22 protein-coding genes and 2 tRNA genes are annotated in these 24,793 nt (G+C 39.4%); 17 read left to right on the top strand and 7 right to left on the bottom strand.

Annotated elements, in window-relative coordinates:
- The first annotated feature begins 252 nt into the window (after positions 1–252).
- The 5 genes from leuS to O1Q81_RS09830 all read left to right on the top strand — a co-directional run bounded on the left by leuS (position 253) and on the right by O1Q81_RS09830 (position 6,635).
- The gene (gene leuS, locus O1Q81_RS09810) at positions 253–2,835 is read left to right on the top strand and encodes a leucine--tRNA ligase (protein WP_386697411.1); all 2,583 of its coding nucleotides are present in this window, start codon (positions 253–255) and stop codon (positions 2,833–2,835) included.
- Positions 2,836–2,886: 51 nt separating this feature from the next.
- A complete protein-coding gene (locus tag O1Q81_RS09815) occupies positions 2,887–3,591 on the top strand; it encodes a hypothetical protein (protein ID WP_386694792.1) in 705 nt (234 codons plus the stop codon).
- Positions 3,592–3,595: 4 nt separating this feature from the next.
- On the top strand, positions 3,596–4,096 hold the full coding sequence (gene lptE / locus O1Q81_RS09820) for an LPS assembly lipoprotein LptE (RefSeq protein WP_386697414.1): 501 nt from the start codon (positions 3,596–3,598) through the stop codon (positions 4,094–4,096).
- 14 nt (positions 4,097–4,110) lie between these two features.
- The gene (gene holA, locus O1Q81_RS09825) at positions 4,111–5,148 is read left to right on the top strand and encodes a DNA polymerase III subunit delta (protein ID WP_386697417.1); all 1,038 of its coding nucleotides are present in this window, start codon (positions 4,111–4,113) and stop codon (positions 5,146–5,148) included.
- Between the two features lie 152 nt (positions 5,149–5,300).
- Positions 5,301–6,635, top strand: coding sequence for an anaerobic C4-dicarboxylate transporter (locus O1Q81_RS09830; RefSeq protein WP_386697420.1), 1,335 nt, complete (start codon positions 5,301–5,303; stop codon positions 6,633–6,635).
- A gap of 71 nt (positions 6,636–6,706) precedes the next feature.
- On the opposite strand, the gene folD is transcribed toward O1Q81_RS09830, so the two are convergent.
- Positions 6,707–7,552, bottom strand: a complete 846-nt coding sequence (folD, locus tag O1Q81_RS09835; RefSeq protein ID WP_386694798.1) for a bifunctional methylenetetrahydrofolate dehydrogenase/methenyltetrahydrofolate cyclohydrolase FolD — start codon at positions 7,550–7,552, stop codon at positions 6,707–6,709.
- A gap of 166 nt (positions 7,553–7,718) precedes the next feature.
- Here folD and O1Q81_RS09840 point away from each other — a divergent pair.
- From O1Q81_RS09840 to O1Q81_RS09860, 5 genes are all read left to right on the top strand, one after another.
- A tRNA-Pro gene (locus O1Q81_RS09840) sits at positions 7,719–7,795 on the top strand.
- A 25-nt stretch (positions 7,796–7,820) separates the two neighbouring features.
- Positions 7,821–7,897, top strand: a tRNA-Arg gene (locus tag O1Q81_RS09845).
- A gap of 85 nt (positions 7,898–7,982) precedes the next feature.
- Positions 7,983–8,387 carry a VOC family protein gene (locus O1Q81_RS09850; protein WP_386687423.1) on the top strand — a complete coding sequence of 135 codons (405 nt, stop codon included), beginning with the start codon at positions 7,983–7,985 and terminating at the stop codon, positions 8,385–8,387.
- A 46-nt stretch (positions 8,388–8,433) separates the two neighbouring features.
- Positions 8,434–9,012, top strand: coding sequence for a hypothetical protein (locus tag O1Q81_RS09855; protein ID WP_386697422.1), 579 nt, complete (start codon positions 8,434–8,436; stop codon positions 9,010–9,012).
- Positions 9,009–9,296: a hypothetical protein gene (locus tag O1Q81_RS09860; RefSeq protein ID WP_386687427.1), complete on the top strand. Its 288-nt coding sequence runs from the start codon at positions 9,009–9,011 to the stop codon at positions 9,294–9,296. The genes O1Q81_RS09855 and O1Q81_RS09860 overlap by 4 nt, the downstream gene beginning before the upstream one ends.
- Positions 9,297–9,459: 163 nt before the next feature.
- Here the strand turns inward: O1Q81_RS09860 and O1Q81_RS09865 are convergent, their stop codons facing one another.
- The 4 genes from O1Q81_RS09865 to O1Q81_RS09880 form a co-directional block, all read right to left on the bottom strand.
- On the bottom strand, positions 9,460–10,869 hold the full coding sequence (locus O1Q81_RS09865) for an efflux transporter outer membrane subunit (RefSeq protein ID WP_386697424.1): 1,410 nt from the start codon (positions 10,867–10,869) through the stop codon (positions 9,460–9,462).
- A gap of 89 nt (positions 10,870–10,958) precedes the next feature.
- Positions 10,959–12,086, bottom strand: coding sequence for an ABC transporter permease (locus O1Q81_RS09870; RefSeq protein WP_386697427.1), 1,128 nt, complete (start codon positions 12,084–12,086; stop codon positions 10,959–10,961).
- Positions 12,087–14,840: a ribosome-associated ATPase/putative transporter RbbA gene (gene rbbA / locus O1Q81_RS09875; RefSeq protein WP_386697430.1), complete on the bottom strand. Its 2,754-nt coding sequence runs from the start codon at positions 14,838–14,840 to the stop codon at positions 12,087–12,089.
- A gap of 15 nt (positions 14,841–14,855) precedes the next feature.
- Complete coding sequence (locus O1Q81_RS09880; RefSeq protein ID WP_386691176.1) at positions 14,856–15,740, bottom strand: HlyD family secretion protein; 885 nt, start codon at positions 15,738–15,740, stop codon at positions 14,856–14,858.
- A 206-nt stretch (positions 15,741–15,946) separates the two neighbouring features.
- Here O1Q81_RS09880 and O1Q81_RS09885 point away from each other — a divergent pair, with 206 nt between their 5' ends.
- A complete protein-coding gene (locus tag O1Q81_RS09885; protein ID WP_386687437.1) occupies positions 15,947–16,528 on the top strand; it encodes a TetR/AcrR family transcriptional regulator in 582 nt (193 codons plus the stop codon).
- Positions 16,529–16,612: 84 nt separating this feature from the next.
- On the opposite strand, the gene rhlB is transcribed toward O1Q81_RS09885, so the two are convergent.
- Positions 16,613–17,869 (bottom strand): ATP-dependent RNA helicase RhlB, encoded by a 1,257-nt coding sequence (gene rhlB / locus O1Q81_RS09890; RefSeq protein WP_386697432.1) that lies wholly within the window; start codon positions 17,867–17,869, stop codon positions 16,613–16,615.
- A gap of 224 nt (positions 17,870–18,093) precedes the next feature.
- Here rhlB and rho point away from each other — a divergent pair, with 224 nt between their 5' ends.
- Complete coding sequence (gene rho / locus O1Q81_RS09895; RefSeq protein ID WP_386687441.1) at positions 18,094–19,356, top strand: transcription termination factor Rho; 1,263 nt, start codon at positions 18,094–18,096, stop codon at positions 19,354–19,356.
- 64 nt (positions 19,357–19,420) lie between these two features.
- Here the strand turns inward: rho and O1Q81_RS09900 are convergent, their stop codons facing one another.
- Positions 19,421–20,233 carry an outer membrane protein assembly factor BamD gene (locus O1Q81_RS09900; protein ID WP_386697433.1) on the bottom strand — a complete coding sequence of 271 codons (813 nt, stop codon included), beginning with the start codon at positions 20,231–20,233 and terminating at the stop codon, positions 19,421–19,423.
- Between the two features lie 109 nt (positions 20,234–20,342).
- Here O1Q81_RS09900 and rluD point away from each other — a divergent pair, with 109 nt between their 5' ends.
- The 5 genes from rluD (at position 20,343) to O1Q81_RS09925 (ending at position 24,741) form a co-directional block, all read left to right on the top strand.
- Positions 20,343–21,329 carry a 23S rRNA pseudouridine(1911/1915/1917) synthase RluD gene (gene rluD, locus O1Q81_RS09905; RefSeq protein WP_386697436.1) on the top strand — a complete coding sequence of 329 codons (987 nt, stop codon included), beginning with the start codon at positions 20,343–20,345 and terminating at the stop codon, positions 21,327–21,329.
- A gap of 15 nt (positions 21,330–21,344) precedes the next feature.
- Positions 21,345–22,103, top strand: a complete 759-nt coding sequence (pgeF, locus tag O1Q81_RS09910; protein ID WP_386697439.1) for a peptidoglycan editing factor PgeF — start codon at positions 21,345–21,347, stop codon at positions 22,101–22,103.
- A 117-nt stretch (positions 22,104–22,220) separates the two neighbouring features.
- Positions 22,221–23,099, top strand: coding sequence for a co-chaperone DjlA (gene djlA / locus O1Q81_RS09915; protein ID WP_386687449.1), 879 nt, complete (start codon positions 22,221–22,223; stop codon positions 23,097–23,099).
- A complete protein-coding gene (dusC, locus tag O1Q81_RS09920; RefSeq protein WP_386697441.1) occupies positions 23,100–24,053 on the top strand; it encodes a tRNA dihydrouridine(16) synthase DusC in 954 nt (317 codons plus the stop codon).
- A 118-nt stretch (positions 24,054–24,171) separates the two neighbouring features.
- Positions 24,172–24,741, top strand: coding sequence for a lipoprotein HlpB (locus tag O1Q81_RS09925; protein WP_386687453.1), 570 nt, complete (start codon positions 24,172–24,174; stop codon positions 24,739–24,741).
- The last annotated feature ends 52 nt before the right edge of the window (positions 24,742–24,793 follow it).

Below are 24,793 nucleotides of genomic sequence, written 5' to 3' on the forward strand. Positions count from 1 at the left end.
GGAAAATGGCTAAACTCGCTACGCTCAAACAGACGCCATTTTCCTACAAATTAAATCATTTTCAGGCGGCAAAGACGGGGACCCCGTTTAGGTTACAATAGAGTGCGGTGAGAAATCAGAAACTTTTAATTTTTTCACCGCACTTTTTTTCTGTTAATTTTCCCCGTTTTCCGCTATTCTATTACCCATTTTCCAAATCAAAACAATGCCGTAAAAAGTGCGGTGAAATTTTAGCAATTTTAAGGTAAAACTATGCAAGAACAATATCGTCCCGATTTGATTGAAAGCGAAGTGCAGAAATATTGGGCTGACCATAAAACATTTAAAGCAGTGAAAGATCCAAGCAAAGAAAAATATTACTGTCTTTCTATGTTCCCCTATCCATCAGGGCGTTTACACATGGGACACGTACGTAATTATACCATTGGCGATGTAGTATCTCGTTATCAACGCATGAACGGTAAGAATGTATTGCAACCAATGGGGTGGGACGCATTCGGGTTGCCTGCGGAAGGGGCTGCGGTGAAAAATAAAACCGCACCAGCCAAATGGACCTACGAAAATATTGAGTATATGAAAAATCAGCTCAAGAATTTGGGCTTTGGTTTTGACTGGGATCGGGAAGTCACCACTTGCCGTCCTGAATATTACAAATGGGAACAATGGTTCTTTACTGAGTTGTATAAAAAAGGCTTAGTGTATAAAAAAACCTCTACCGTAAACTGGTGTCCGAATGATGAAACCGTGTTGGCGAATGAGCAAGTTCACGAGGGTTGTTGCTGGCGTTGTGATACCCCTGTGGAACAAAAAGAAATTCCGCAATGGTTTATTAAAATTACCGATTATGCCGAGCAACTTTTAGGCGGTTTAGATACACTTCCACAATGGCCTGATATGGTGAAAACCATGCAACGCAACTGGATTGGACGTTCAGAGGGGGTGGAAATCACCTTTAAGATCGAAAATTCTGATGAAACGGTCGCTGTTTATACTACTCGTCCAGATACGTTCTACGGCGTGTCTTATATGGCAGTGGCGGCGGGGCATCCGTTGGCGGAACGTGCAGCACAAAATAATCCTGAATTGGCGGCGTTTATTCAAGAATGTAAAAATGCCAAAGTAGCAGAAGCAGAACTTGCTACCATGGAGAAAAAAGGCATGGCAACGGGTTTAAATGCCATTCACCCGATTACGGGAAAACCTGTGCCAATTTGGGTCGCTAATTTTGTGTTAATGCACTACGGCACAGGGGCGGTAATGGCGGTGCCTGCTCACGATCAGCGTGACTTTGAATTTGCCACTAAATATGGTTTGCCAATTCAGCAAGTGATTGAGCCTGCTAACGGTGAAGAAATCGATTTAAGCAAAGTGGCGTTTACCGAACATGGCAAACTCGTTAATTCTGATGAATTTAATGGTTTAGAGTTTGATACAGCATTCAACGGCATTGCGGATAAATTAGAAAAATTGGGGGTAGGTAAACGTCAAGTAAACTATCGTTTGCGTGACTGGGGCGTTTCTCGTCAGCGTTATTGGGGGGCGCCAATTCCAATGTTGACGTTGGAAAATGGCGATGTGGTGCCAGCTCCATTACAAGATTTGCCGATTGTGTTGCCAGAAGATGTGGTGATGGACGGCGTGAAAAGTCCAATCAAAGCTGATCCAAACTGGGCGAAAACTAGCTTTAACGGGCAACCTGCATTAAAAGAAACCGATACGTTTGACACCTTTATGGAATCCTCTTGGTATTATGCACGCTATACTAGTCCACAAAGCCACGGGGCGATGTTGGACTCAGACGAAGCCAATTATTGGTTGCCAGTGGATCAATATATCGGTGGCATTGAACACGCTACCATGCACTTGCTGTATTTCCGTTTCTTCCATAAATTATTGCGTGATGCAGGTTTGGTCAGTTCTGATGAACCAGCACAAAAATTGCTTTGTCAAGGAATGGTATTAGCAGACGCATTCTATTACACCAGCCCTAGCAATGAGCGAATTTGGGTCAGCCCGACTAAAGTTACCCTTGAACGTGATGAAAAAGGGCGTATTGTCAAAGCCATTGATGATGAGGGTCACGAGTTAGTGCATAGCGGTATGACCAAAATGTCGAAATCCAAAAATAACGGCATTGATCCGCAAGAAATGGTGGACAAATACGGGGCAGACACCGTTCGCCTATTTATGATGTTCGCCTCCCCTGCAGAAATGACGCTGGAATGGCAAGAGTCAGGTGTAGAGGGAGCAAACCGTTTCTTACGCCGTTTGTGGAATTTGGTATTCGAATACAACAAAAATCCAGCCAAAACTGCGGTAGAAATCACCGCACTTTCAGCCAGCCAAAAAGCCTTACGCCGTGATGTGCATAAAACCATTGCCAAAGTCAGCGATGATATTGGTCGCCGTCAAACCTTTAACACGGCGATTGCGGCGGTGATGGAATTGATGAACAAACTCACCAAAGCACCGTTAGACAGCGAGCAAGATCGTGCAGTAATGGCGGAAGCCTTAAATGCCGTAGTGCGTATGCTTTACCCAATCACGCCACATATTTGTTTCCAACTTTGGCAAGATTTAGGCAACGACAACGCCATTGATTTTGCCCCTTGGGTGGTAGCAGATGAAGCCGCCATGGTGGAAGATGAAAAATTAGTGGTGGTGCAAGTCAACGGCAAAGTGCGTGCTAAAATCACTGTGCCAGCAGATATGGCAGAAGATGACATCAAAGCGTTGGCATTAGCTGACGAAAACGTGCAAAAATTCTTGGACGGCTTAAACGTGGTGAAAACCATTTATGTACCAGGCAAATTGTTTAGTTTTGTGGCGAAGTAAGCTAGTAGGTGATTATACTACTGCCAATAAATAATAGATTGGGAGGCATTTATGAGTATCAAAAGATTATTTGCAATTACTTTAATTTCCACCGCACTTTTAGGCTGTGCTACAGGAACTGAAGAACCTAATTGGCGACCATACAAAGATATTGATGGTGAAACTAAAGCGGTTTCTTTTGTAGAAGAAACAAGCGTATATGAAATGGATAAACCTTTGGAAAAACGTGATTTAACGGTATTTCAAGGTCATGCCACGAGAAAATCAGGTGATAAACTCACACAATTAGGTTATTTATCCGTACTGATTAATGGTAATGGCAATGGTATGGCAACGATTTTCAACATTAACGGAGATTCTCTAAATCCGCATAGAAAAGAAGATGTTGATAAACTTGCTAAGGCAAAATCTTTTGATTTCTATGAGTTCGGTAATTTTCGTTTAAGCCATGCCAAATTCTCAGCTAAAAATAACATTTGCAAGGATTTCAACGGTAAAAATGGGGTAAATTTATTGATGACTACCAACTATTACCCTGAAAATAGTTTTACGGATTTTTACACCGCATTAATTGAAGTTAATTTACAAAGTAAGCAAGCACCGCAAGAAATAGGCTATAATGCGAGCTTTACTGGTAATGATGCTAAAATGCAAGAGCAAATGAAACAAGATGAGCAAAAGCATGGTAAAGGCGTTGCGGTGGAAAATATCAGAGAAAAAGCCAGTATTTTATTTAATATTATTTGTAAAGGTTAAACAGATGTTAAAACAAATTAAAACTGCATTTTTAATGCTTAGTATCACGCTACTAACTGCATGCGGATTTCACTTTCAAAATGGTGAATTGATTCCACAAGAATTGCATACTTTAAAATTCGAGAGTAGCGATCCTTACAGTGATATGTCAATGGCAATGCGTAAACAGTTACTTGCCAACAATATCACTTTAGTGGAACAAAAAGATGTACCAGTGTTACGCATTACCAAGGTCAGCACCGATGACGAAGTTGCGTCTGTGTTTAAACAAGGACGTGAGGCAGAAAAAATGTTGATGTTGCAAGTCGATGCGACTGTGCAGTTACCAAACAAAGAAGCCTACCCTATTTCAGCTAAAGTGAGCCGTACTTTCTTTGATAATTCACGGGCTGCTTTAGCAAAATCTTCTGAACGTGAAATGATTTGGAGTGATATGCGAGAGCAAGTTGCTCGTAAATTGATCTCGAAAATGGTAGCTTTACAATTACAAGTGCAAACAAAATAATTGTCTAAATAAGTATGAATCGCATCTTTCCTGAACAATTAAATACCTCGCTAAACAGCCGTTTAGCGAGTATTTATTATTTAGTGGGGCAAGATCCCCTTTTACTCAGTGAAAGCCAAGATTTAATTTTTCGCAAAGCAACGGAACAGGGTTTTGATGAAAAATTTGCAATTCAAATAGACACGAATACGGATTGGCAAGCATTATTTGAACGTTGTCAGTCAATGGGACTTTTTTTCAATCGACAAGTCATTAATCTGATTTTACCTGAGAATTTAACCGCCCCTTTACAAACTAAATTAACCGAGCTAATCAGTCTATTAAATGAAGATCTGTTATTTATCTTGCAAATTCCTAAATTTCCCAAAACCGCTGAAAAACAAAGTTGGGTGAAAAAATCACAAGAATTTGAACCGCACTTAATACTTGTAAACTGTCAAACACCTAGTGTAGAACAGCTTCCTCGCTGGGTTTCACAGCGTATTAAACACATGCAATTTACTGCCGAGCAGAATGCCATTCAATTACTTTGCTATAGCCATGAAAATAACTTAATCGCGTTAAAGCAAACATTAGAACTATTAGCTTTACTGCATAGCGATCGTAAATTAACTTTTACTCGCGTACAAAAAGTTGTAGAACAATCTTCTGTTTTCACCCCATTCCAATGGATTGATGCTCTACTTGAAGGAAAATTTTCTCGAGCTAGACGTATTCTGCAAGGATTACAAGGGGAAGATGTACAACCCATTATTTTATTACGCACCTTGCAACGTGAATTAATCATATTATTAGAACTTTCCAAACCACAACAACCAATTAGCTCTTTAAACCAACCTTTACCAACAGCACAACTGCGTGAAGGATTTGATCGCTTAAAAGTTTGGCAAAATCGTCGTGCTTTTTACACTACTGCTTTTCAACGTTTAACCTATGCTAAACTTTATTTGATCATTCAACAACTGGCTGATCTTGAACGTACCTCAAAATTAGATTTTAGTGCAGATATTTGGCAACAGCTTGATAACCTTTCTGCCAATATTTGCCGATAAATACCTTATTTGGGTTTCCCTCATTTAGCTTTTTTGATTTAGATAAATCTTTTGTGTAATAAATACAAAAAAATTAAGCTAATTATTGTATTTTTTCTATAAAAAGATATTATTCACACATCTCCTCATCACTCACTCTACGAAGGTATTTTATGCTTTATTTAGAATTTTTATTTCTGTTATTAATGCTCTATACAGGGAGTCGCTACGGCGGTATCGGTTTAGGGGTCGTATCTGGTATTGGTTTAGCCATTGAAGTCTTTGTTTTCCGTATGCCCGTAGGTAAAGCACCTATTGACGTAATGTTAATTATTTTGGCTGTCGTCACCTGTGCTTCGATACTTGAAGCGGCTGGTGGATTGAAATTTATGCTTCAAATTGCCGAACGGGTATTACGTAGTAATCCTAAACGTGTAACATTACTTGGACCTATTGTCACCTATTTGATGACGTTTATGTTAGGCACAGGACATTCTGTTTACTCTATTATGCCAATTATCGGTGATGTAGCGTTAAAAAATAAAATCCGTCCTGAACGTCCAATGGCAGCATCTTCGGTTGCATCGCAATTAGCCATTACATCAAGTCCATTGTCTGCTGCCGTGGTATTCTACCTCGGTCAAATCACAGGCTTACAAGGATTTGAACATATTACCCTGTTAGACATTATTTGTGTTACTGTGCCAGCAACCTTTGCAGGGACGATTGCCTTGGTTTTATACAGTATGCGTCGGGGTAAAGAATTGGAAGATGATCCAGAATATCAACGCCGTTTGCAAGATCCTATCTGGCGTGAACGTATTCTAAACACAACAAGTACGACATTAAACGATGAGCTACCTATAGCAGCAAAACAATCTGTTTATTTATTCTTGCTTGCGTTAATCGTTATTGTGGTCATTGCTATGTTCCCTGAAGTTCGCACCATTGGTGATGCTAAGAAAGCTATTTCAATGAACTTAATTATTCAAATGATGATGCTATGTTTCGGTGGTCTGATTCTTTTACTTACCAAAACGAATCCACAAATTGTACCAAATGGCGTGGTATTTAAATCAGGTATGGTGGCTGCGATTGCGATTTTCGGGATTGCATGGATGAGTGATACTTACTTCCAATATGCAATGCCAGAATTTAAAGCAGGTATTACCGCAATGGTACAAGCCTATCCATGGACATTTGCCCTTGCTTTATTTGCCGTATCTGTGGTAATTAATAGCCAAGCAGCTACTGCGGTGATGATGTTGCCTGTGGGTATTGGTTTAGGTATTCCACCAGCATTATTAGTCGGCTTAATGCCAGCCACTTATGCTTACTTCTTTATTCCAAATTATCCGTCAGATATTGCCACTGTAAACTTTGATGTAACGGGGACAACTAAAATCGGCAAATACTACTTTAACCATAGCTTTATGATGCCAGGTTTAATCGGTGTAGTTGTAGCTTGTTTAGTTGGTGTGGCGGTAGCTGAAATCGTTATTCGTTAATTCTCTACTCTACTATATAGAAAGAAAAAAGCTCTCATTGATATTGAGAGCTTTTTTATCATGAAAGTAATTTAATGAGATTCGTAGGCTGATAAGGTATTAAACATTAACATTGCCACCGTCATTGGACCAACTCCCCCTGGAACTGGTGTTAAAAATCCTGCTTTTTCCACCGCACTTTGTGCAACATCACCTATTAATTTACCATCAGAACCACGATTAATCCCCACGTCAATCACAATAGCACCCTGTTTAATCCATTCTGCTGGGATAAATTCAGGTTTACCCACAGCAACTACTAAGATATCCGCCTGACGAACATGATGCTCTAAATCCTTAGTGAAACGATGGGTTACTGTCACGGTGCAACCAGCCAGCAATAATTCTAATGCCATAGGACGACCCACAATATTTGATGCTCCCACAACCACTGCATGCTGACCATATAAATCTACTCCTGTGGTTTCTAATAATTTCATCACGCCATAAGGGGTACAGGCTCGCAAAGTTGGAATACGTTGACACAACCGCCCTACATTATACGGATGAAAGCCGTCCACATCTTTAGTTGGTGAAATACGTTCAATTACCTTACTACTATCAATTTGTTTAGGTAACGGCAACTGTACTAAAATCCCGTCCACTGTTTGATCTTGATTAAGTTCATCAATCAAATTTAATAATTCTGTTTCACTCGTCGTTTCGGGCAAGTCATAGGACTTTGACTGAATACCAATTTCCGCACAGCTTTTACGCTTACTCCCAACATAAACCTGTGATGCAGGATCGGCACCCACTAAAATCACTGCTAAACAAGGGGAACGTTTACCCTGAGCCACATACTCTGCAATCTTTTGTGCCACATCAGATTTAATTTTTTTTGCCAGCTCCGTACCAGAAATCAATTTTGCCGTCATAGTCTTACCCGTATTAGAAATAGAAGAAAACGGTTGCTATTTTGTCAGAAAATCACAAAAAATGCGAATAGAATTCTATTTTGGGATAAATTTAATCAATTAAACTGAAAAAGTAAAAAAATGATTGACGGAAATCTACAGCCACTTATAATACTTACCACTTCATCGGCGAGTAGCGCAGCTTGGTAGCGCAACTGGTTTGGGACCAGTGGGTCGTAGGTTCAAATCCTATCTCGCCGACCACTTTATTTTTAATATCCTCTGCAATGCGCCCTTAGCTCAGCTGGATAGAGCAACGCCCTTCTAAGGCGTGGGTCAAAGGTTCGAATCCTTTAGGGCGTGCCATTTATTGAAAACATCAGACAAAATTTCCTTTATTTAGAAAAAAAAGATATAATCGTAGCAGATTTTCTATTAATAAGGAGTTTGTATGTTACCAATACTAGGTATTCATCATGTTGCGATAATTGCTTCAGATTATGAAAAATCAAAAGATTTTTACGTTAATATACTTGGTGCAAAGATATTAGCTGAGATTTATCGTGCTGAACGACAAAGTTATAAATTAGATTTGACTTTTTCAGACGGTAGTTACATAGAATTATTTTCTTTTCCATCTCCCCCTGCACGTCCATCTACGTATGAACCTTGTGGTTTGCGTCATCTTGCTTTTAAAGTACAAAATATGGAAAGTGCGGTGAATTATTTGAAACAATTTCATATTGAATGTGAGCCGATTAGAATAGATGAATCAACGCAAAAACGTTTTACTTTTTTTCGTGATCCTGATAATCTCCCTTTAGAACTTTATGAAATAAATAATTCTATGGGATAAACAAACAATTATGTTGATTCTAACCAACAGAAGGAAATTATTACTAATGAAGTACGCCATTGCTATATTGTTGAGTTTAACAAGTCTAAATACACTTGCTGAATCAGTTTCTATTCATTTTTCTGAAAATAATACTGATATTACCAAATTAAACCAAACACCTGAACAGAACTATGTGAGCAAAGATGACTCACAAAAAATAGATTTAAAAGATTTACAAGATCTAAAAGATGTCAAGGAACTAGCTCGAAGTACCGAACTTGAAGTATTTACTATCAATGAAGACAGAAAAATATATACTGTTTTCGAACACGGTGGTGGAATCTGTTACGGTTATCTTGATAATGGTGTAGAAATTACTGATTCAGCAACTTATTATGTCAAAGATAAATCACAAGAAGAATACTATTCCAATATTTCAGGTGGTGTAGTAGATTATCGAGGACACCTTGAAAAACTGCAATATGCTTCTGTGTTTAATATTAAAGATCCCAAAATATCTAAACATTTAAAAGAACAAGATGCTAAACATGGACAAGAAACTGCCCAGCAAAATATAAAGGATCGCTCTACTATATTGTCTAATGTAATTTGTAACACCCCTAAAAAAGGACGTAAAAAATGAACAAATTAGTCTTTATCTTAACCAGCATATTATTAACTGCTTGTACTTCTCATCCACAAGTAGGACAACCACAAGCCCCTTTAGATATGAAATCTGTGGATACTTACAATGCTAAGATCTATAGTGGCAATACCGTTCCTGATAATCAAAAAGTGAAACAGAATACACCAGTAAATATGCCAATGAATGCCAGTGATAACCAACCGAAAGTCAGTTCAAGAACAACCACGCCAGTGATCTTAATGCCGTCTATTGGTTATCATTATGGACATCATCACTGGTAAACATGAAATAAGTAAATATCTACAAAAATTAGACTCGCCAACTCTCTCAAAGCAATTAAGTTTATTGTGCTTTAACTATCACTTTGAAGCTGCACTTTTATGGTTACATTCTCCCCATTCTAAAGGATGGGGAGAATGTCAATAGATCAAGTTTCTAGTGGGATTATCTCCAACCGCCACCTAACGCCTTATACAACCCGACCCAATTTTGAGCCTGAGACAGTTGTGATTGCACCACCGCTTCTTGGTTGTTTAACGCCGTTACTCTGGCACGAATTGCGACATCTAAAGTCTTGTTGCCATGTTGGAATAAGGTTTGTGCATCTTGAGCCTGTTTTTTGGCAAGGTTTACTGCTTTTTGATTTAAGGTCGTTTGCTTTTTCAACGCCCCGCTCATCTGGTAAGCGTTATCCACTTCTTTTAATGCCGTTAATAAGGTTTGGTCGTATTGGATCACCGCTGATTTTAAACGTGCATCGGCGGCATCAATGTTGGCTTCCAAGCGTCCGTTGGTGAAAATCGGCAGTTGTACGCCCGCACTGACCATGCCTAATATGCCTGAGATGTTGGATAGATCGTTGTCGAGCTTGACGTAACCACCGTCCCCCATAAAGCTGATGTTAAATCTCGGGTAGAGATCTGCTTTGGCACTTGCCAGTTTAGCTGCGTAGACATCTACGTTATGTTGAGCGGTGCGTAAATCAGGACGATTACTGATTACATCGCTTGGCAACACGCCGTTCGGTACGGCAGGAATACGGGCAAGCGGGTTGCCTGACTTGACAATGCGGAAACCTTGTGGCGTATCACCCGTCAGCACTGCGATATTACGTTGTGCTTGGTCGGCTTGTGCTTTAAGTGTTGCCAGACGTGCTTGTTGAGCCGTAATTTGAGTGGAAATTTCCGTTACTTCATAAGCCGTTGCACCGCCCGTGTTAAAGCGTCCTTTCACATAGTTTTCCAGTGATTGTAATTCTTTGATCGCTTGGTTGATTAAGTTTGCCTGACGATCCAAAGCGTAGATTTGGAAGTAGTTGTTAGCAATTTCGCTTGCTACTAGCATCTGTGCCGCATAAAGCTGTTCCTGTTGAGCCAGTGTCAGGCTGTGAGCCGCATCGGCATCGGATTTTTTCTTGCCGAAGAAGTCCAATTCCCATGATGCGGATACTCCGCCGTAAATATTGCCTGAACCAGACGTATCCGCCGATGAATTACCCATTTTCATTCGACTTATACCACCGCCAGTGGAAGCATTACCGCTTACGTTTATACCTTTGTCGGCTTCTGCGTAGTCATAGTTGGCTCTGGCTTCGTTTAAGCGAGCTTGAGCAAGGGCAATATCAAGATTCTGGCTTAAGCCTTTTTCGATTAAACGGGAAAGTTCGGGGTCATTCCAATTTTGCCACCATTGTTTGATTTCCATTTGGCTTTGACCTGCTTTTACCTGATCAAATTGTACAGGTGTGTTTACCGAGCTTGCCTGTTCGGCATCAACAGTTGCATTACAGGCGGTGAGAATTGCAACAAAACCTGCAATCATTGAGAGTTTGAAAGTGCGGTGTAAAATTTGCATTTTTTATATATTCCTTTCAGTTTAGGGTACATAAGAACGTACCGTTACGCTATTTATTTTTAGATGGTGCGTTTACACGCAATCCATGATTAACCTTGTTTCGATAACATTGATTTAAACTGTGCCAATGCTACTCCTAAGAATACAGCACCTAAAGCTACCATTTTTGCTAAATACGGCCATACAATATTAAGTCCTGCTCCACGGAATAACACATCTTGACCATAAGCGGCTAAGATAGTCAATGGTGAGAATTGGGTCAGCTTTTGAGCCAACTCTGGCATATTTTCAACAGGTGATTGCGCCCCCGAAAGCATGTTCATAATTAAATAAATCGGAAGACAAAGTAAACCGAACTGTGGCATAGTAGGTGCTGATACGGCAAGCATAATCCCCAAAGATGCAATGGAGAATAAAAATACCAACACGCCCAAACCAAATAGTGCAATTTGTTCGGTTGGAATGGGAGCCCCTAAAATCCCTACGGTAATAAAACGTATTGATAGCATTGAAATCACCAGTAATACCAAACCGTTGGCAAATACTTTCGCCATGGCAATTTCACTTGAACCGATTGGCATGACAAGTAAGTGTTCTAAGGTGCCACGTTCCTTTTCACGGATAATCGCCGATCCCACTAACATTAATGCTAATAAGGCAAGATTAGTCATATTTTGGGTTGTCGCCATAAACCATTTTGAACTATGGTTCGGATTATATAGCACATTATTGACCACTTTAATTGGTGTCGCTATGCTACCAGTATTACCCATAAATTCATTCACTTCTTGAGTAAAGATTTGGCTGATATAGCCTGAACCAATGCCCGCTTGGGTAATGGCGGTGGCATCTACTAACACCTGCACCTGTGGATTATCGCCTTTAAGCATATCCTTTTCATAATTCGGTGGAAACTCTGCCACGAAAGTGTAGTTACCGAGATCCATTTCACGGTCAATCTCTTTCGGGCTGACTTCATGCACCTTTTTGAAGTAAGGCATAATCAAAGCATCTCGCATACGGTGCGAAAGAGTTGATTGGTCGTAGTCAATAATTGCCACCGAACCGTTTTTCACATCGGTCATTCCCATATTAGATACCACTAAAATCGCTGCCGAAAACATATAGATAGCAAGGATAATCATCACAATATCACTGAACAGGCTTTTGAGTTCTTTAAACATGAGATAACCCACATTTTTTAACCAACGTAACATTTATTTCTCCTGTTTTTTCAAGCCGAGTGTGGCAAGAGCCATATAAGCGACATAAATCACGATTAAGGCAATATAGCTGTTGGTGAAATCAGCAAAGCCCAACCCTTTAGTGAAGCCACCCAGACTGATTTGCTGGAACCACGAACCTGCGAAAATCTTCGATACAATCAAGGTGTTACCGTCCAAACGTGAAGTCGGGAACATCATACCTGAGAAGTTCATAGTCGGTACGATTGCAATAATCGCTGCGGAAAAGATAGCAGCAACTTGAGATTTTGTGATACTTGATACCACCAGACCAAAGCCTGTGGAAGTAATAACCCCTAAGAAACAACCCAAGAACATTGCCCACGCCGAGCCTTTGATCGGTACCTTAAAGATAAATATCGCCGTGGCAACCATCAGCAAGTAACTGGCAAAAGCAATCACCACATAAGGAATTTGCTTACCAAATAAGAATTGGAACTTGGTTGCTGGCGAACCATACAAGTTCATGATCGTCCCCATTTCTTTTTCACGCACCACGCTTAATGCCGTCATCATTGGTGGAATCATCATCATGGCAAGCATGATAATGCCCGGAGTCATGGCAAAAATACTCTTGAAGTCTTGGTTATACATCATACGTATTTCCGCTACGGAAGTACTGTTGATAGTTGCTCCGTCTTCAATCATCAATTCACGATTAAATTGATTCACCACTCCTGCTGCCGAACTTACCAAGTTCTCTGCCGTTGATGGATAAGCACCGTCTATAATCAGGCTCACTTCGGGAGATTGCCCTCTCAGCAATTTCTCACCAAAGCCATCAGGAATTTCGATCACTAATTTAGATATATGTCTTTGAATGGTTGGGTTAATTTCGTGCGTTTCATGAATATCATTATTTTGCCGAATAAAATAACTTGAGCCTTCAAAGGTTTCAATCAACTTACGGGAAAGTTGAGTATTATCTCTATCCAACACAGTGAAATTAGTCGGGTTAATATCAAAAGAAATACTGCTTGCCATGGACAACAGGATCACCACTGGACCGAATAAAGCGAAGAACATACGAATATGATCTCGGCTTAATTCTTTCATTTCACGACTGGCGAAAGTCCAAATAATATCAAACCAGTTTAAGAACGGATTCGCTTGTGTATTAGCAGATTTTTCCTGATTTTGCACCGCAGTTTTCACCTCATTCTCATTACTTGGTGCAGTAATATCGTCCGCTTGCTCTTCCAAATAACGAATAAAGGCTTCTTCAAGGGTGTTGCAACCTTTTCCGATACGTAATTCTTCAGGCGATCCCACCGCCAGCACCCGACCAGCGTGCATTAACGAGATACGGTCGCAGCGGGCAGCTTCGTTCATAAAATGGGTGGTGACGAAAATAGTAATACGATCATCACGGGACAGTTTGATCAAATATTCCCAGAACATATCACGTGCCGCAGGGTCAACACCCGATGTCGGTTCGTCCAAAATCAACACTTCAGGCTTATGCAAACAGGCTGCTGCCAACTGCAAACGCTGACGAATACCGAGCGGTAATTCGCTTGGGCGTACCTCGGCAAGATCGTATAAATCGAACTGCTTCATCGCATTATCGGTGTATTCTTTCCATTGAGCTTTTGGAATTTGGAACAGCTTCGCATGTAAATCTAAGTTTTCACGTACGGTCAGTTCTTCATACATGGAAAATGACTGGGTCATATAACCCACTTTCTTACGTGTGTTAATATCGTTCGCATCAATGGACTGACCAAGCAAAGTCGCTGTTCCCGAAGTCGGTTCAAGCAGCCCTGTCAACATTTTCATAGTGGTAGATTTACCACAACCGTTCGAGCCTAAGAAACCAAATATTTCACCTTTTGGAATGGTAAAACTAACATCATTTACCGAGGTAAAATTACCAAATTTTTTGGTTAAGTTATGAGCCTCAATCGCTGGGGCTTCATTCGGGAAAGTCTGCAACGGCGGAATAGACAGACCGTCCACCGCCCCCCGTTTTTCCTCGGGCAAGGTGCGAATATAGGCTTGTTCAAGATTTTCGCTACGGGTATCGGCAATCAGTTGTTTGGTCGGACAATCGGCAATAATTTTGCCATCATCCATTGCCAACACATACTCAAAGTTCTCCGCTTCATCAATATAAGCGGTTGCTACAATTACCGTCATTCCTAGATTTTCTTGACGCAGATTGTTCACTAACTGCCAGAATTGACGGCGGGAAAGTGGATCCACCCCTGTGGTAGGTTCATCTAAAATCAATAAATCAGGATCATGTACTAAAGCACAGCAAAGACTGAGCTTTTGTTTCATACCGCCCGACAGTTTACCCGCTGGGCGATCCGCAAACGGTGAAAGTCCCGTTGCTTTTAGTAAACGTGCAATACGAGCTTTCCGTTCTTTAGCGGTTAAGCCGAACATTTTGGCGTGGAATTCCACGTTGTCATAAATAGAAAGAGTAAGATAAAGGTTTTTACCCAACCCCTGTGGCATAAAAGCGATTTTGTGCGTAAGTTCTTCACGGCTTTTTTTATCTGCAATATTTTTGCCGAACACCAACACTTCGCCTTTTTGCAGGATTTTTGCCCCTGCAATCACCGACAGCATGGTGGATTTCCCTACACCGTCAGGACCAATCAGCCCCACGGTTCTACCCCTCGGTATTTCAAGGTTTACACCGCTTACCGCCAGAGTAGGCGATTTGGCTTTGCCGTATTGGTGATACAGGTCGCTTACTTTAACTGCGAGTTCCGTCATCGTTATGCACCTTTATTATTCAGGTAATTTAACTGATAGGCTATCTGCCCAGCTAGATTGAGCATCATATTTCACATAACCCATAGCTGTCATACCGCCTTTCAGTAGGCTTGCATATTTAGCTGCCACATCCACAGGAACCTGTAGTTTTACTTTAAATACTAATTTAGAACGTTCTTCTTCGGTTTCTACCGATTTCGGTGTGAATTGTGCATCTGCCGCCACATAGGTAATCGTTGCAGGGAATACATAATCCGTACCGTCAACTTTAATCCGAGCTTCATCACCGATTCTGACAAGGTTTGATTGATAAGAAGGTAGGAACACGTTCATATATACATCTGAAAGATCTAATATGCTCATTACCTTACCGCCAACACCTAACACATTACCTGGTTCTGCGATTTTGTATTCAACACGACCGTTGATCGGTGATTTAACCATCATATCCACGTTTTGTGCAGCTACTTCACGTTCTTGAGCTTTCGCTTGCTCAACTGCTGCTAATGCTGCATTCAATTTTGCTTGTTTATTATCCACTTCGGTTTGAGCCACTAAATTGCCACGACGAAGTTTTAAAGCATTGTCTAAATCAATTTGAGCCAATGCGACTTGTTGTTCTTGATAAGCAATTTGAGCCTGTGCTGCATCTACTTTGCTTTGAGAAGTGGTTGATGAAAGACGAACCAATTCTTGATCTTTAGTCACATTATCGCCTTCTTTGACAAACACCTCTTCCACACGTCCTGAATAAAGCGTTGCCACATCAAGACGTTCCAACTCCAAACGTCCGTTCACTGAAGCTATTCCGTTAAGGCTGGTGCTTTTACCTTGTTGAGTATAATAGTAAGCTCCACCTGCAATAGCAGCAATAATCACGAGTACAAGAAATTTTTTCATTTTGTTTCCTTTTAAAATGTTTAAAAAACAGACTATTGCATATTAATTTCAATACAATGAATATGCAACCGATAATAAACGATAAAAAGTTGGTTAATAATACAAAAAAACGAAATAAGTTGATTAAAACAACAAAACAATTAAAATAGTTGATTATTTTATAGGGTATTTTGCTATAAACAGTAAAGCAAATTTAGGGATATTTTATGATTGAAAAAAAAGAAGATCGCCGCATCACAAGAACAAGAGAACTTTTACACCGCACTTTTTTAGAATTGTTGTCGGAAAAGGAATATGAAGATTTCACCGTACAAGAAATTATTGATAGAGCTAATATCAATCGCACCACATTCTATAAACACTATCTAAATAAAGAAGCCCTAGCCGTACAGATTGCAGAGAAATTTAAGCAAGACGTTGTGTTACCACTCTTGCAACAACGTTTTAACCACCCACTTGATGAATTTGCTCGACTAGTGTCCCCAATTTATGAGAAAAATCAAGCAACCATAGCCACCATGCTAAAAATTAACACTCGTCATTTTAATTTAAAACAGGATATCCAAAACCGCTTTAAAGATAAATTTATTGAAGTTGCGTCAAAACAAAATCACAGCGACAAAGAAATTGATATCCAACTTCAAGCCGCTATTTTCTCCAATTTAGGTACCACTATTTTGGAATACCTATTAACCACAAATAAACAGTTAGATCCTGTCATTTTAGTGAAAAATATTAAAGCTGGAATGGGCATATTTTTGAATGAAGAAAATAATTCATTTAAATAGCTTAATTATCTTCATGTTAGATTTTAGCAATCTTTATCATAAGACTACTTTTGATATTCTTGCCCAACGTTCATTGTTAAATGACTAACGCTTACCCAGCTTATTTTTTGGTTTACTGCGACTACGATTATTCGGCGGACTATTCCGTTTCACTCGTACTGGTCGCGGTAAATCTTGAATTAATGAAGTTGGATCATATTGGCTGACAGGAATACTATGCCCAATATATTCTTCAATAGCAGGTAAATTCATGGCATATTGTTCACAAGCAAAACTAATCGAAACGCCACTCTCTCCCGCTCGTCCAGTACGTCCGATACGATGCACGTAGTCTTCGCAATCATCTGGTAAATCATAGTTAAATACATGGGTAACATCCGCAATATGTAAACCACGGGCTGCCACATCTGTCGCCACTAAAATATCCAGCTCCCCATCAGTAAATTGTTTTAACAAACTTAAACGCTTTTTCTGAGCTACATCACCAGTCAATAATGCCACACGATGACCATCTGCCACTAAATACCCCCAAATATCTTCACATTTGTGTTTGGTATTGGCGAAAATAATGCAACGCTCAGGCCATTCTTCTTCTAATAAGGTTAATAATAATGCCATTTTATCCTGATTAGACGGATAAAATAATTCTTCTTTAATACGATGACCTGTTTTTTGTAATGGCTCAATTTCCACGTATTCTGGATCATTCATATCTTCAAAGGCTAACTCACGCACTTTATAAGATAAGGTCGCAGAAAACAACATGGTTAAACGTTGCTGTGAACTTGGACACTTACGCAACAAATAACGAATATCCTTAATAAAACCCAGATCGAACATACGATCCGCTTCATCTAACACCACCACTTGAATGGCATTTAAGCTAATAATGCCTTGTTTAACATAATCAATCACTCGCCCAGTCGTACCAATTAAAATATCCACGCCCTGTTCAATGGCTTTTAATTGTTTATCATAACCGTCACCACCATAGGCAAGTGCGGTCTTTAATCCTGTCGTTTTTTGCAACAATTCTGCATCATGGGCAATCTGTACGGCTAATTCACGTGTTGGAGCAAAAATTAAAGCTCTAGGTTGATTTGAGCTAGATTTGATTGGCTTTTCTAATAAATGGTGAAAGGTGGCAGTTAAAAATGCCATGGTTTTACCTGTCCCCGTTTGGGCTTGCCCTGCCACATCTTTACCTTGCAAAGTAATTGGCAAAGATAACGCCTGAATCGGTGTGCAATATTCAAATCCTTTACTTTGTAACGCTTGCAATACTTGTGGATTCAATGGAAGATCAGCAAAACGTTGCTGAGATAAATGGTTTGTTGTCATAATGGATATCATTCTAGTAAAAATTCTTGTTAGCATAGCACAATATGCAAAAATCCCCAAAAAACCACCGCACTTTATCGCCTTATTACCAATTCTCTTACATTCTTTAATGCTTTTCTCATTGAATACTAGACAATACAATAAATTAATGATACTTTAACGCCACCTAATGGCAACATTGTCAACTCATAACTATTCATTTACTCAAATCTATAATTAAAATTATGCACTTAACAGAACTTAAAAATACGCCAGTATCAACCTTAGTTGAACTGGGTGAAGGTCAAATGGGCTTAGAAAATTTAGCTCGTTTACGCAAACAAGACATCGTTTTCGCTATCCTTAAACAACACGCTAAAAGTGGTGAAGATATTTTCGGTGGCGGTATTTTAGAAATTTTACCTGACGGCTTTGGTTTCCTACGTTCCGCTGACAGTTCTTACTTAGCTGGTCCTGACGATATATACGTTTCTCCAAGCCAAATTCGTCGGTTTAACTTACAAACGGGGGATAAAGTAGAAGGAAAAATTCGCCCACCGAAAGAAGGTGAACGTTATTTTGCCCTACTTAAAGTTGACCAAGTCAATGATGACAAGCCTGAAGTTTCCCGTAGTAAAATCCTGTTTGAAAACTTAACCCCATTACATGCCAACTCACGTTTACGAATGGAACGTGGTAACGGTTCAACCGAAGACCTAACCGCTCGAATTTTAGATTTAGCTTCCCCAATCGGTAAAGGACAACGTGGTCTGATTGTAGCTCCACCAAAAGCAGGTAAAACTGTTCTATTACAAAATATCGCTCAAAGTATCACCCATAATTACCCAGAATGTGAATTGATCGTATTGCTAATTGACGAACGTCCAGAAGAAGTGACCGAAATGCAACGTACGGTACGTGGTGAAGTGATTGCATCGACCTTTGATGAACCTGCAACACGCCATGTTCAGGTGGCTGAAATGGTTATTGAAAAAGCCAAACGTTCGGTGGAACACAAAAAAGATGTGGTCATTTTATTAGATAGTATCACTCGTTTAGCTCGTGCTTATAATACCGTTACGCCAGCCTCTGGTAAAATCTTATCTGGTGGTGTAGATGCCAATGCTCTACACCGTCCAAAACGTTTCTTTGGGGCGGCTCGTAACGTAGAAGAAGGCGGTAGCTTAACGATTATTGCCACTGCATTAGTGGATACTGGCTCCAAAATGGACGAAGTGATCTTCGAAGAATTTAAAGGAACAGGTAATATGGAACTACATCTTTCGCGTAAAATTGCCGAAAGACGAGTATTCCCAGCTATTGATTTCAACCGTTCAGGTACACGTAAAGAAGACTTACTCACCACACCAGATGAGCTACAAAAAATGTGGATTTTACGTAAAATTCTTAACCCAATGGGAGAAGTGGACGCTATGGAATTCCTCATTGATAAATTAATGGTAGCTAAAACTAACGAAGAATTTTTTGAAATAATGAAACGTTCTTAACATATCAAACATTAAACTTTAAAAGGACGCTTGAAGCGTCCTTTTATTTATCTTAGATACTAAATTACTTAGCTTTATCACTACCAAACTTCAACCACGATGGCAAACTTAAAAATGGTTCATCTGGTTTTTTAGCTGCTTGTATTTGTTTACCTTCGTTAGCCTTAACTAATGCAGCCGCTTGCTGTTCCAACTGGATTAAGCCTAATTCGTGATAAGCCTTTTGCATCAATGGTAAGGCATTCAAAGTGGCTTGAGTATCAGGATAAGTTCTCAACATTCCTGTTATCCGATTTGCCACAGCCACCCACGCCTTACGTTCTGCGTAAAACTTAGCAATCTCTAATTCATGACGAGCTAAATGGTCCTTAATATAAGCCATACGAGCTAAAGCATCTGGCGTATATTGGCTATTCGGAAAGTGCGTTACCAAAGTTTGAAAATTGCTAAATGCTGTTTTCATTGATGTACTTTCTCGGGTTGAACGATCAATCCCAAAGAAATCTTGCATAAAATTATCACCCATTGACGTATTGGTTAACGCTGCCATATACAACACATAATCAGTATGTTGACTATTTGGGAAAGTACGTAAGAAACTATCCGCCGTAGTGAGTGCTTTAGTATAATCTTGAGTTTTATAAGCTGCATAAATAATATTTAATTTAGCCTGTTCGCTATAGCTACTGCCGGGGAAACGAGTATCTAACGCATCAAAATAACGCATTGCATCACTATAACTTCCATCTTGAGTATAAGTCCGAGCCATATTAAACAATTCTTGCTCAGATGCTTGTTCAACGGTTTTATTGCTAGAACAAGCAGAAATTGCCAAAGCAGTTAACGCAATCAGTGTTAGCGATTTTAATTTACGCATAGCCTAATAATCCTTTTCTATGTAAAAATGTCATCTTAATGTACAATATCTGTCATATCCGTCATATTCTATCTGACATTACAAAATAATTCACGGAATTTTATTTTTTATGATACAAAATACCAAACAGATTACTCTATCAGCTGAAATTCAGCCTGAGCAAATGGGACAACGTTTAGACCAAACCTTAGCGGAATTGTTCCCCGATTATTCACGCTCACGTTTAAAAATATGGATTGAAAGCGATTGTGTGTTAGTGAATGGTCAGGTTGTGAATATACCTAGGAGTAAAATGCTAGGTGGTGAACAAATTGAAATTAACGTAGAAGTAGAAGATGAAACCCATTATTTACCAGAAAATCTGCCGTTAAATATTGTATATGAAGATGATGATATTTTAGTGATTAATAAACCTCAAGATTTTGTTGTACACCCAGGGGCTGGTAATCCTAGCGGTACAGTGTTAAATGCTCTACTCTATCATTATCCGCAAATTGCCGAAGTACCACGTGCAGGCATTGTGCATCGTTTAGATAAAGACACTACAGGTTTAATGGTAGTCGCTAAAACTATTCCAGCCCAAACTCAACTAGTACGTGATTTACAAAAACGTAAAATTACTCGTGAATATGAAGCCGTAGCATTCGGCGTGATGACCAAAGGGGGAAAAGTCGATCAACCGATGGCTCGCCACCCGACTAAACGCACCCTAATGGCGGTGCATCCGCTAGGAAAACCCGCCGTTACACATTATCGTATTATGGAACATTTTCGTAATTACACTCGCTTGCGTTTACGTTTAGAAACAGGCAGAACCCACCAAATTCGTGTACACATGGCATATATTGCTCACCCATTGTTAGGCGATCAAACCTATGGCGGACGACCGCGTCCACCGAAAAATGCTACGCCTGAATTTAGTGCCGTGCTACGTAATTTCCAACGTCAAGCCTTGCATGCAGTAATGTTGCGTTTAGAACACCCGATTAGCCGAGAAATAATGGAATGGCACGCACCGTTACCAGAGGATTTTGTACACTTAATTAATGCCTTAAAAGCGGATTATCAACTCCATAAAGACGAATTAGATTATTAAAATGGAATGGCTAATATGAGTGAAAAAAATACTAAAAAAATCACCGCACTTTCCCCTACATGGCAAGCTCCAAATAATGTGCGAGGGTTTAGCACAACTCGTCAGGGGGGTTTTAGTATGGCACCTTATGATAGTTTTAACTTAGGCGATCATGTGGGAGATAATAAAACTGCGGTGAAAAATAACCGCACTTTATTAACTGAACAACTAGGTTTGCCACAATTTCCGTTATTTTTAAATCAAACTCACAGCACAAGGGTAATTCGTTTGCCTTATCATGGTGTAGATATTAATGCAGATGCGGTTTATACAAATCAGAAAAATCACGTTTGTTTAGTCATGACAGCAGATTGTTTACCTGTATTATTTACCAACCAGCAAGGCTCCGAAGTCGCCGCTGCTCATGCTGGTTGGCGAGGTTTGTGTGATGGCATTATAGAACAAACGGTACAATGTTTTAAATCAGATCCACAAGACATTATGGTATGGTTCGCCCCAGCTATTGGAGCAAAAGCATTTCAAGTTGGACAAGAAGTGGTTGATCAATTTGTGGCACAAGATCCGCAAGCCATTTCCGCATTTGCCCCAGATCCCGTCAATCCAAGCAAATATTTTGGTGATCTTTACCAACTGGCAACACAACGTTTAAATAAGCTCGGTATTGTAAATATAAACGGCGGTGAACATTGCACTTACCATGAAACACAAGATTTTTTCTCTTATCGTCGTGAAGGTAAAACAGGGCGAATGGCGAGTTTGATTTGGTTTGAATAAAAAATTAAAAAGTGCGGTTGAATTTTTGCCAAAAATCACAATCTAATGAACAAAATCACCGCAATTTTAAGTATTGTTTAAGGAATTAATATTACAATTTAAGGAATTAATATCACAATGAATTTTATCGGTAAAATTTTAGGCTTTTTTATTGGCTACAGACTTGCAGGGTTGTTCGGTGGCATTGCAGGTGCAATGATTGGTCACTGGATGGACAAAAAACTATATGAATTAGGTTCAGTGAGTTCATCATTTTTTGGTAAAAAACTTACTCGGCAAGCCCTATTTATGCAAACTACGTTTGCGGTAATGGGACATTTATCTAAATCAAAAGGACAAGTTACCCAAGAAGATATTCAACTTGCCACAAACCTAATGGCACAATTACAGCTTGATGAAACCAATCGCCGTTTAGCCCAACAAGCCTTTAATCGAGGTAAAGAAGCAGATTTCCCATTACGTCAAGTGATCCGTGAATTTCGTTTAGGTTGCGGACAACGTGCTGATTTATTGCGAATGTTTCTAAGCGTGCAAGTACAAACCGCTTTTGCAGATGACACATTACACCAAAATGAAAAAGAAGTGTTGCGTATCGTAGCGGAAGAATTAGGTTTGTCTTCCTTACAATTTGAACAAATGATTATGATGGAAATGGCTCGCCGTCAATTCTCTAGCGGTGGTTTCTATCAGCAAGCCTATCAGCAATATCAACAACGCTATCAAAATGATTATCAACAAGGTAGCTATCATGGTGGTAATTATGGTCATCAATCAAATGGTCCCACTGTAGATGATGCCTATAAAGTATTAGGCGTGAATACCACTGATGATCAACAAACCGTTAAACGTGCCTATCGCCGTTTAATGAATGAAAATCACCCTGATAAATTAGTGTCTAAAGGCTTGCCAAAAGAAATGCTCGAAATGGCAAAAGAAAAAGCTCAACAAATTCAGGCTGCTTATGATTTAATTTGTAAATCCAAGGGTTGGAAATAGTTGCGAGTTATTCTAGCACCTATGCAGGGCGTACTTGATCCTTTAGTCCGCCAACTTCTTACTGACATTAACGACTACGATTTATGTATATCTGAATTTGTACGTGTAGTTGATCAACTTCTACCAAACAAAGTTTTCTATCGCCTTGCACCTGAACTACAAAATAATGGAAGAACACCATCAGGCACACCTGTACGTGTGCAATTACTCGGGCAATTTCCTCAATGGTTAGCAGAAAATGCAGAGCGAGCCATTGCATTAGGTTCGTATGGTGTGGATTTAAATTGTGGTTGTCCCTCAAAAACCGTGAATGGTAGCCAAGGTGGTGCCAGTTTACTGAAAAGCCCTGAATTAATTTATCAGGCTACACAAGCATTACGTCAGGCAGTACCAAAACATTTGCCTGTTAGCGTCAAAGTGCGGTTAGGTTGGGACGATATTTCACAAGCCTTTGAAATTGCTGATGCCGTTCAACAAGGTGGAGCAAACGAGATCACCATTCACGGTCGAACCAAAGCCGATGGCTATCGAGCCGATCGAATTAACTGGCAGAAAATCGGGGAAATTCGTGCAAAACTCACGATTCCAGTGATTGCCAATGGTGAAATCTGGCATTATCAAGACGGACAGAATTGTTTGCAGATAACAGGTTGCCAAGACTTGATGATCGGGCGAGGGGCGTTGAATATTCCGAATTTGAGTTTGGTATTAAAACATAATCATGCCAAGTTAAGTTGGACAGAAATTATGCCAATCCTGCAAAAATATGCTCAAATGGAAAATCGCCATGATACTGGATTCTATCATGTCGCTCGCATTAAACAATGGTTACAATATCTAAAAAAAGAATATCCACAGGCTTCAGATGTTTTTGAACTAATCAAAACTTGTCAAGATGTAGAAAAATTACGCATAAATTTATGCAAATCAGTCGTTCAAAAAATAGCCAGTTAGATAAAACGATTGAACCAATACTTGAAATAAGTGCCTTATTAAGAATACAATACCGCATCTATATTAACATACAGCCTCGTTATTAAGGTTATTTTTACTTTCCATAGGACTATTTTTAATGAATAAATTTACTAAAATCACTGCAGTATCATTATTTGCTTTATTCTTAACCGCTTGTGATAAACCAGCTGAAAATGCACAACAAACAACCCAAAACCCTCAAAGTCATCAAGTAACATTGAATGTTAATGAACAAAATATTGATGATGTAAGAAAATTCTTAGACTGGGATGCAAAACAAATTGCAATATTAAAAGACCCACAAGAAGTGCTAAAAAAAGCGTCTGAAAGTAAAGATCCAACAAAAATTAAAAATGCTTTGAAACAACTTACAGACAAAGCAAACGAAGTTTTAGCTGACGCTGATAACCTTGGTCTTAAAGATACCAACGTGAATTTATTAAAAGATAAAGCAAAAGAAAATTTAGCCTTATCCGTCATTTTTGTGAATGAATCTTTTGGTTATTTAGTACAAGGTAAACAACCAACTGAAGAAGAAAAACAACAATTAAATGCAACATATCAAAAATTAGCAGCATCAGCTCAAGAATTACAACAAGTTCGTGAAAAACTTTATCAGATTCTTGCTCCAAAACCAGCACAAGAACAAGCTAAACCTGCTAAATAAATAACAAAGAAATACGAATAAAAAAGTCAGGAAATCTCCTGACTTTTTCTAT

Origin of the sequence: Lonepinella sp. MS14436 (assembly GCF_042470565.1) — a bacterium.
In the GTDB taxonomy this organism is placed as follows: Bacteria; Pseudomonadota; Gammaproteobacteria; order Enterobacterales; family Pasteurellaceae; genus Lonepinella.

Excerpts from the sequence above, each read along its gene's own strand:
- leuS (WP_386697411.1), top strand. The coding sequence starts at position 253 with ATGCAAGAACAATATCGTCCCGATTTGATTGAAAGCGAAGTGCAGAAA.
- O1Q81_RS09815 (WP_386694792.1), top strand. The coding sequence starts at position 2,887 with ATGAGTATCAAAAGATTATTTGCAATTACTTTAATTTCCACCGCACTT.
- lptE (WP_386697414.1), top strand. The coding sequence starts at position 3,596 with ATGTTAAAACAAATTAAAACTGCATTTTTAATGCTTAGTATCACGCTA.
- holA (WP_386697417.1), top strand. The coding sequence starts at position 4,111 with ATGAATCGCATCTTTCCTGAACAATTAAATACCTCGCTAAACAGCCGT.
- O1Q81_RS09830 (WP_386697420.1), top strand. The coding sequence starts at position 5,301 with ATGCTTTATTTAGAATTTTTATTTCTGTTATTAATGCTCTATACAGGG.
- folD (WP_386694798.1), bottom strand. The coding sequence starts at position 7,552 with ATGACGGCAAAATTGATTTCTGGTACGGAGCTGGCAAAAAAAATTAAA.
- O1Q81_RS09850 (WP_386687423.1), top strand. The coding sequence starts at position 7,983 with ATGTTACCAATACTAGGTATTCATCATGTTGCGATAATTGCTTCAGAT.
- O1Q81_RS09855 (WP_386697422.1), top strand. The coding sequence starts at position 8,434 with ATGAAGTACGCCATTGCTATATTGTTGAGTTTAACAAGTCTAAATACA.
- O1Q81_RS09860 (WP_386687427.1), top strand. The coding sequence starts at position 9,009 with ATGAACAAATTAGTCTTTATCTTAACCAGCATATTATTAACTGCTTGT.
- O1Q81_RS09865 (WP_386697424.1), bottom strand. The coding sequence starts at position 10,869 with ATGCAAATTTTACACCGCACTTTCAAACTCTCAATGATTGCAGGTTTT.
- O1Q81_RS09870 (WP_386697427.1), bottom strand. The coding sequence starts at position 12,086 with ATGTTACGTTGGTTAAAAAATGTGGGTTATCTCATGTTTAAAGAACTC.
- rbbA (WP_386697430.1), bottom strand. The coding sequence starts at position 14,840 with ATGACGGAACTCGCAGTTAAAGTAAGCGACCTGTATCACCAATACGGC.
- O1Q81_RS09880 (WP_386691176.1), bottom strand. The coding sequence starts at position 15,740 with ATGAAAAAATTTCTTGTACTCGTGATTATTGCTGCTATTGCAGGTGGA.
- O1Q81_RS09885 (WP_386687437.1), top strand. The coding sequence starts at position 15,947 with ATGATTGAAAAAAAAGAAGATCGCCGCATCACAAGAACAAGAGAACTT.
- rhlB (WP_386697432.1), bottom strand. The coding sequence starts at position 17,869 with ATGACAACAAACCATTTATCTCAGCAACGTTTTGCTGATCTTCCATTG.
- rho (WP_386687441.1), top strand. The coding sequence starts at position 18,094 with ATGCACTTAACAGAACTTAAAAATACGCCAGTATCAACCTTAGTTGAA.
- O1Q81_RS09900 (WP_386697433.1), bottom strand. The coding sequence starts at position 20,233 with ATGCGTAAATTAAAATCGCTAACACTGATTGCGTTAACTGCTTTGGCA.
- rluD (WP_386697436.1), top strand. The coding sequence starts at position 20,343 with ATGATACAAAATACCAAACAGATTACTCTATCAGCTGAAATTCAGCCT.
- pgeF (WP_386697439.1), top strand. The coding sequence starts at position 21,345 with ATGAGTGAAAAAAATACTAAAAAAATCACCGCACTTTCCCCTACATGG.
- djlA (WP_386687449.1), top strand. The coding sequence starts at position 22,221 with ATGAATTTTATCGGTAAAATTTTAGGCTTTTTTATTGGCTACAGACTT.
- O1Q81_RS09925 (WP_386687453.1), top strand. The coding sequence starts at position 24,172 with ATGAATAAATTTACTAAAATCACTGCAGTATCATTATTTGCTTTATTC.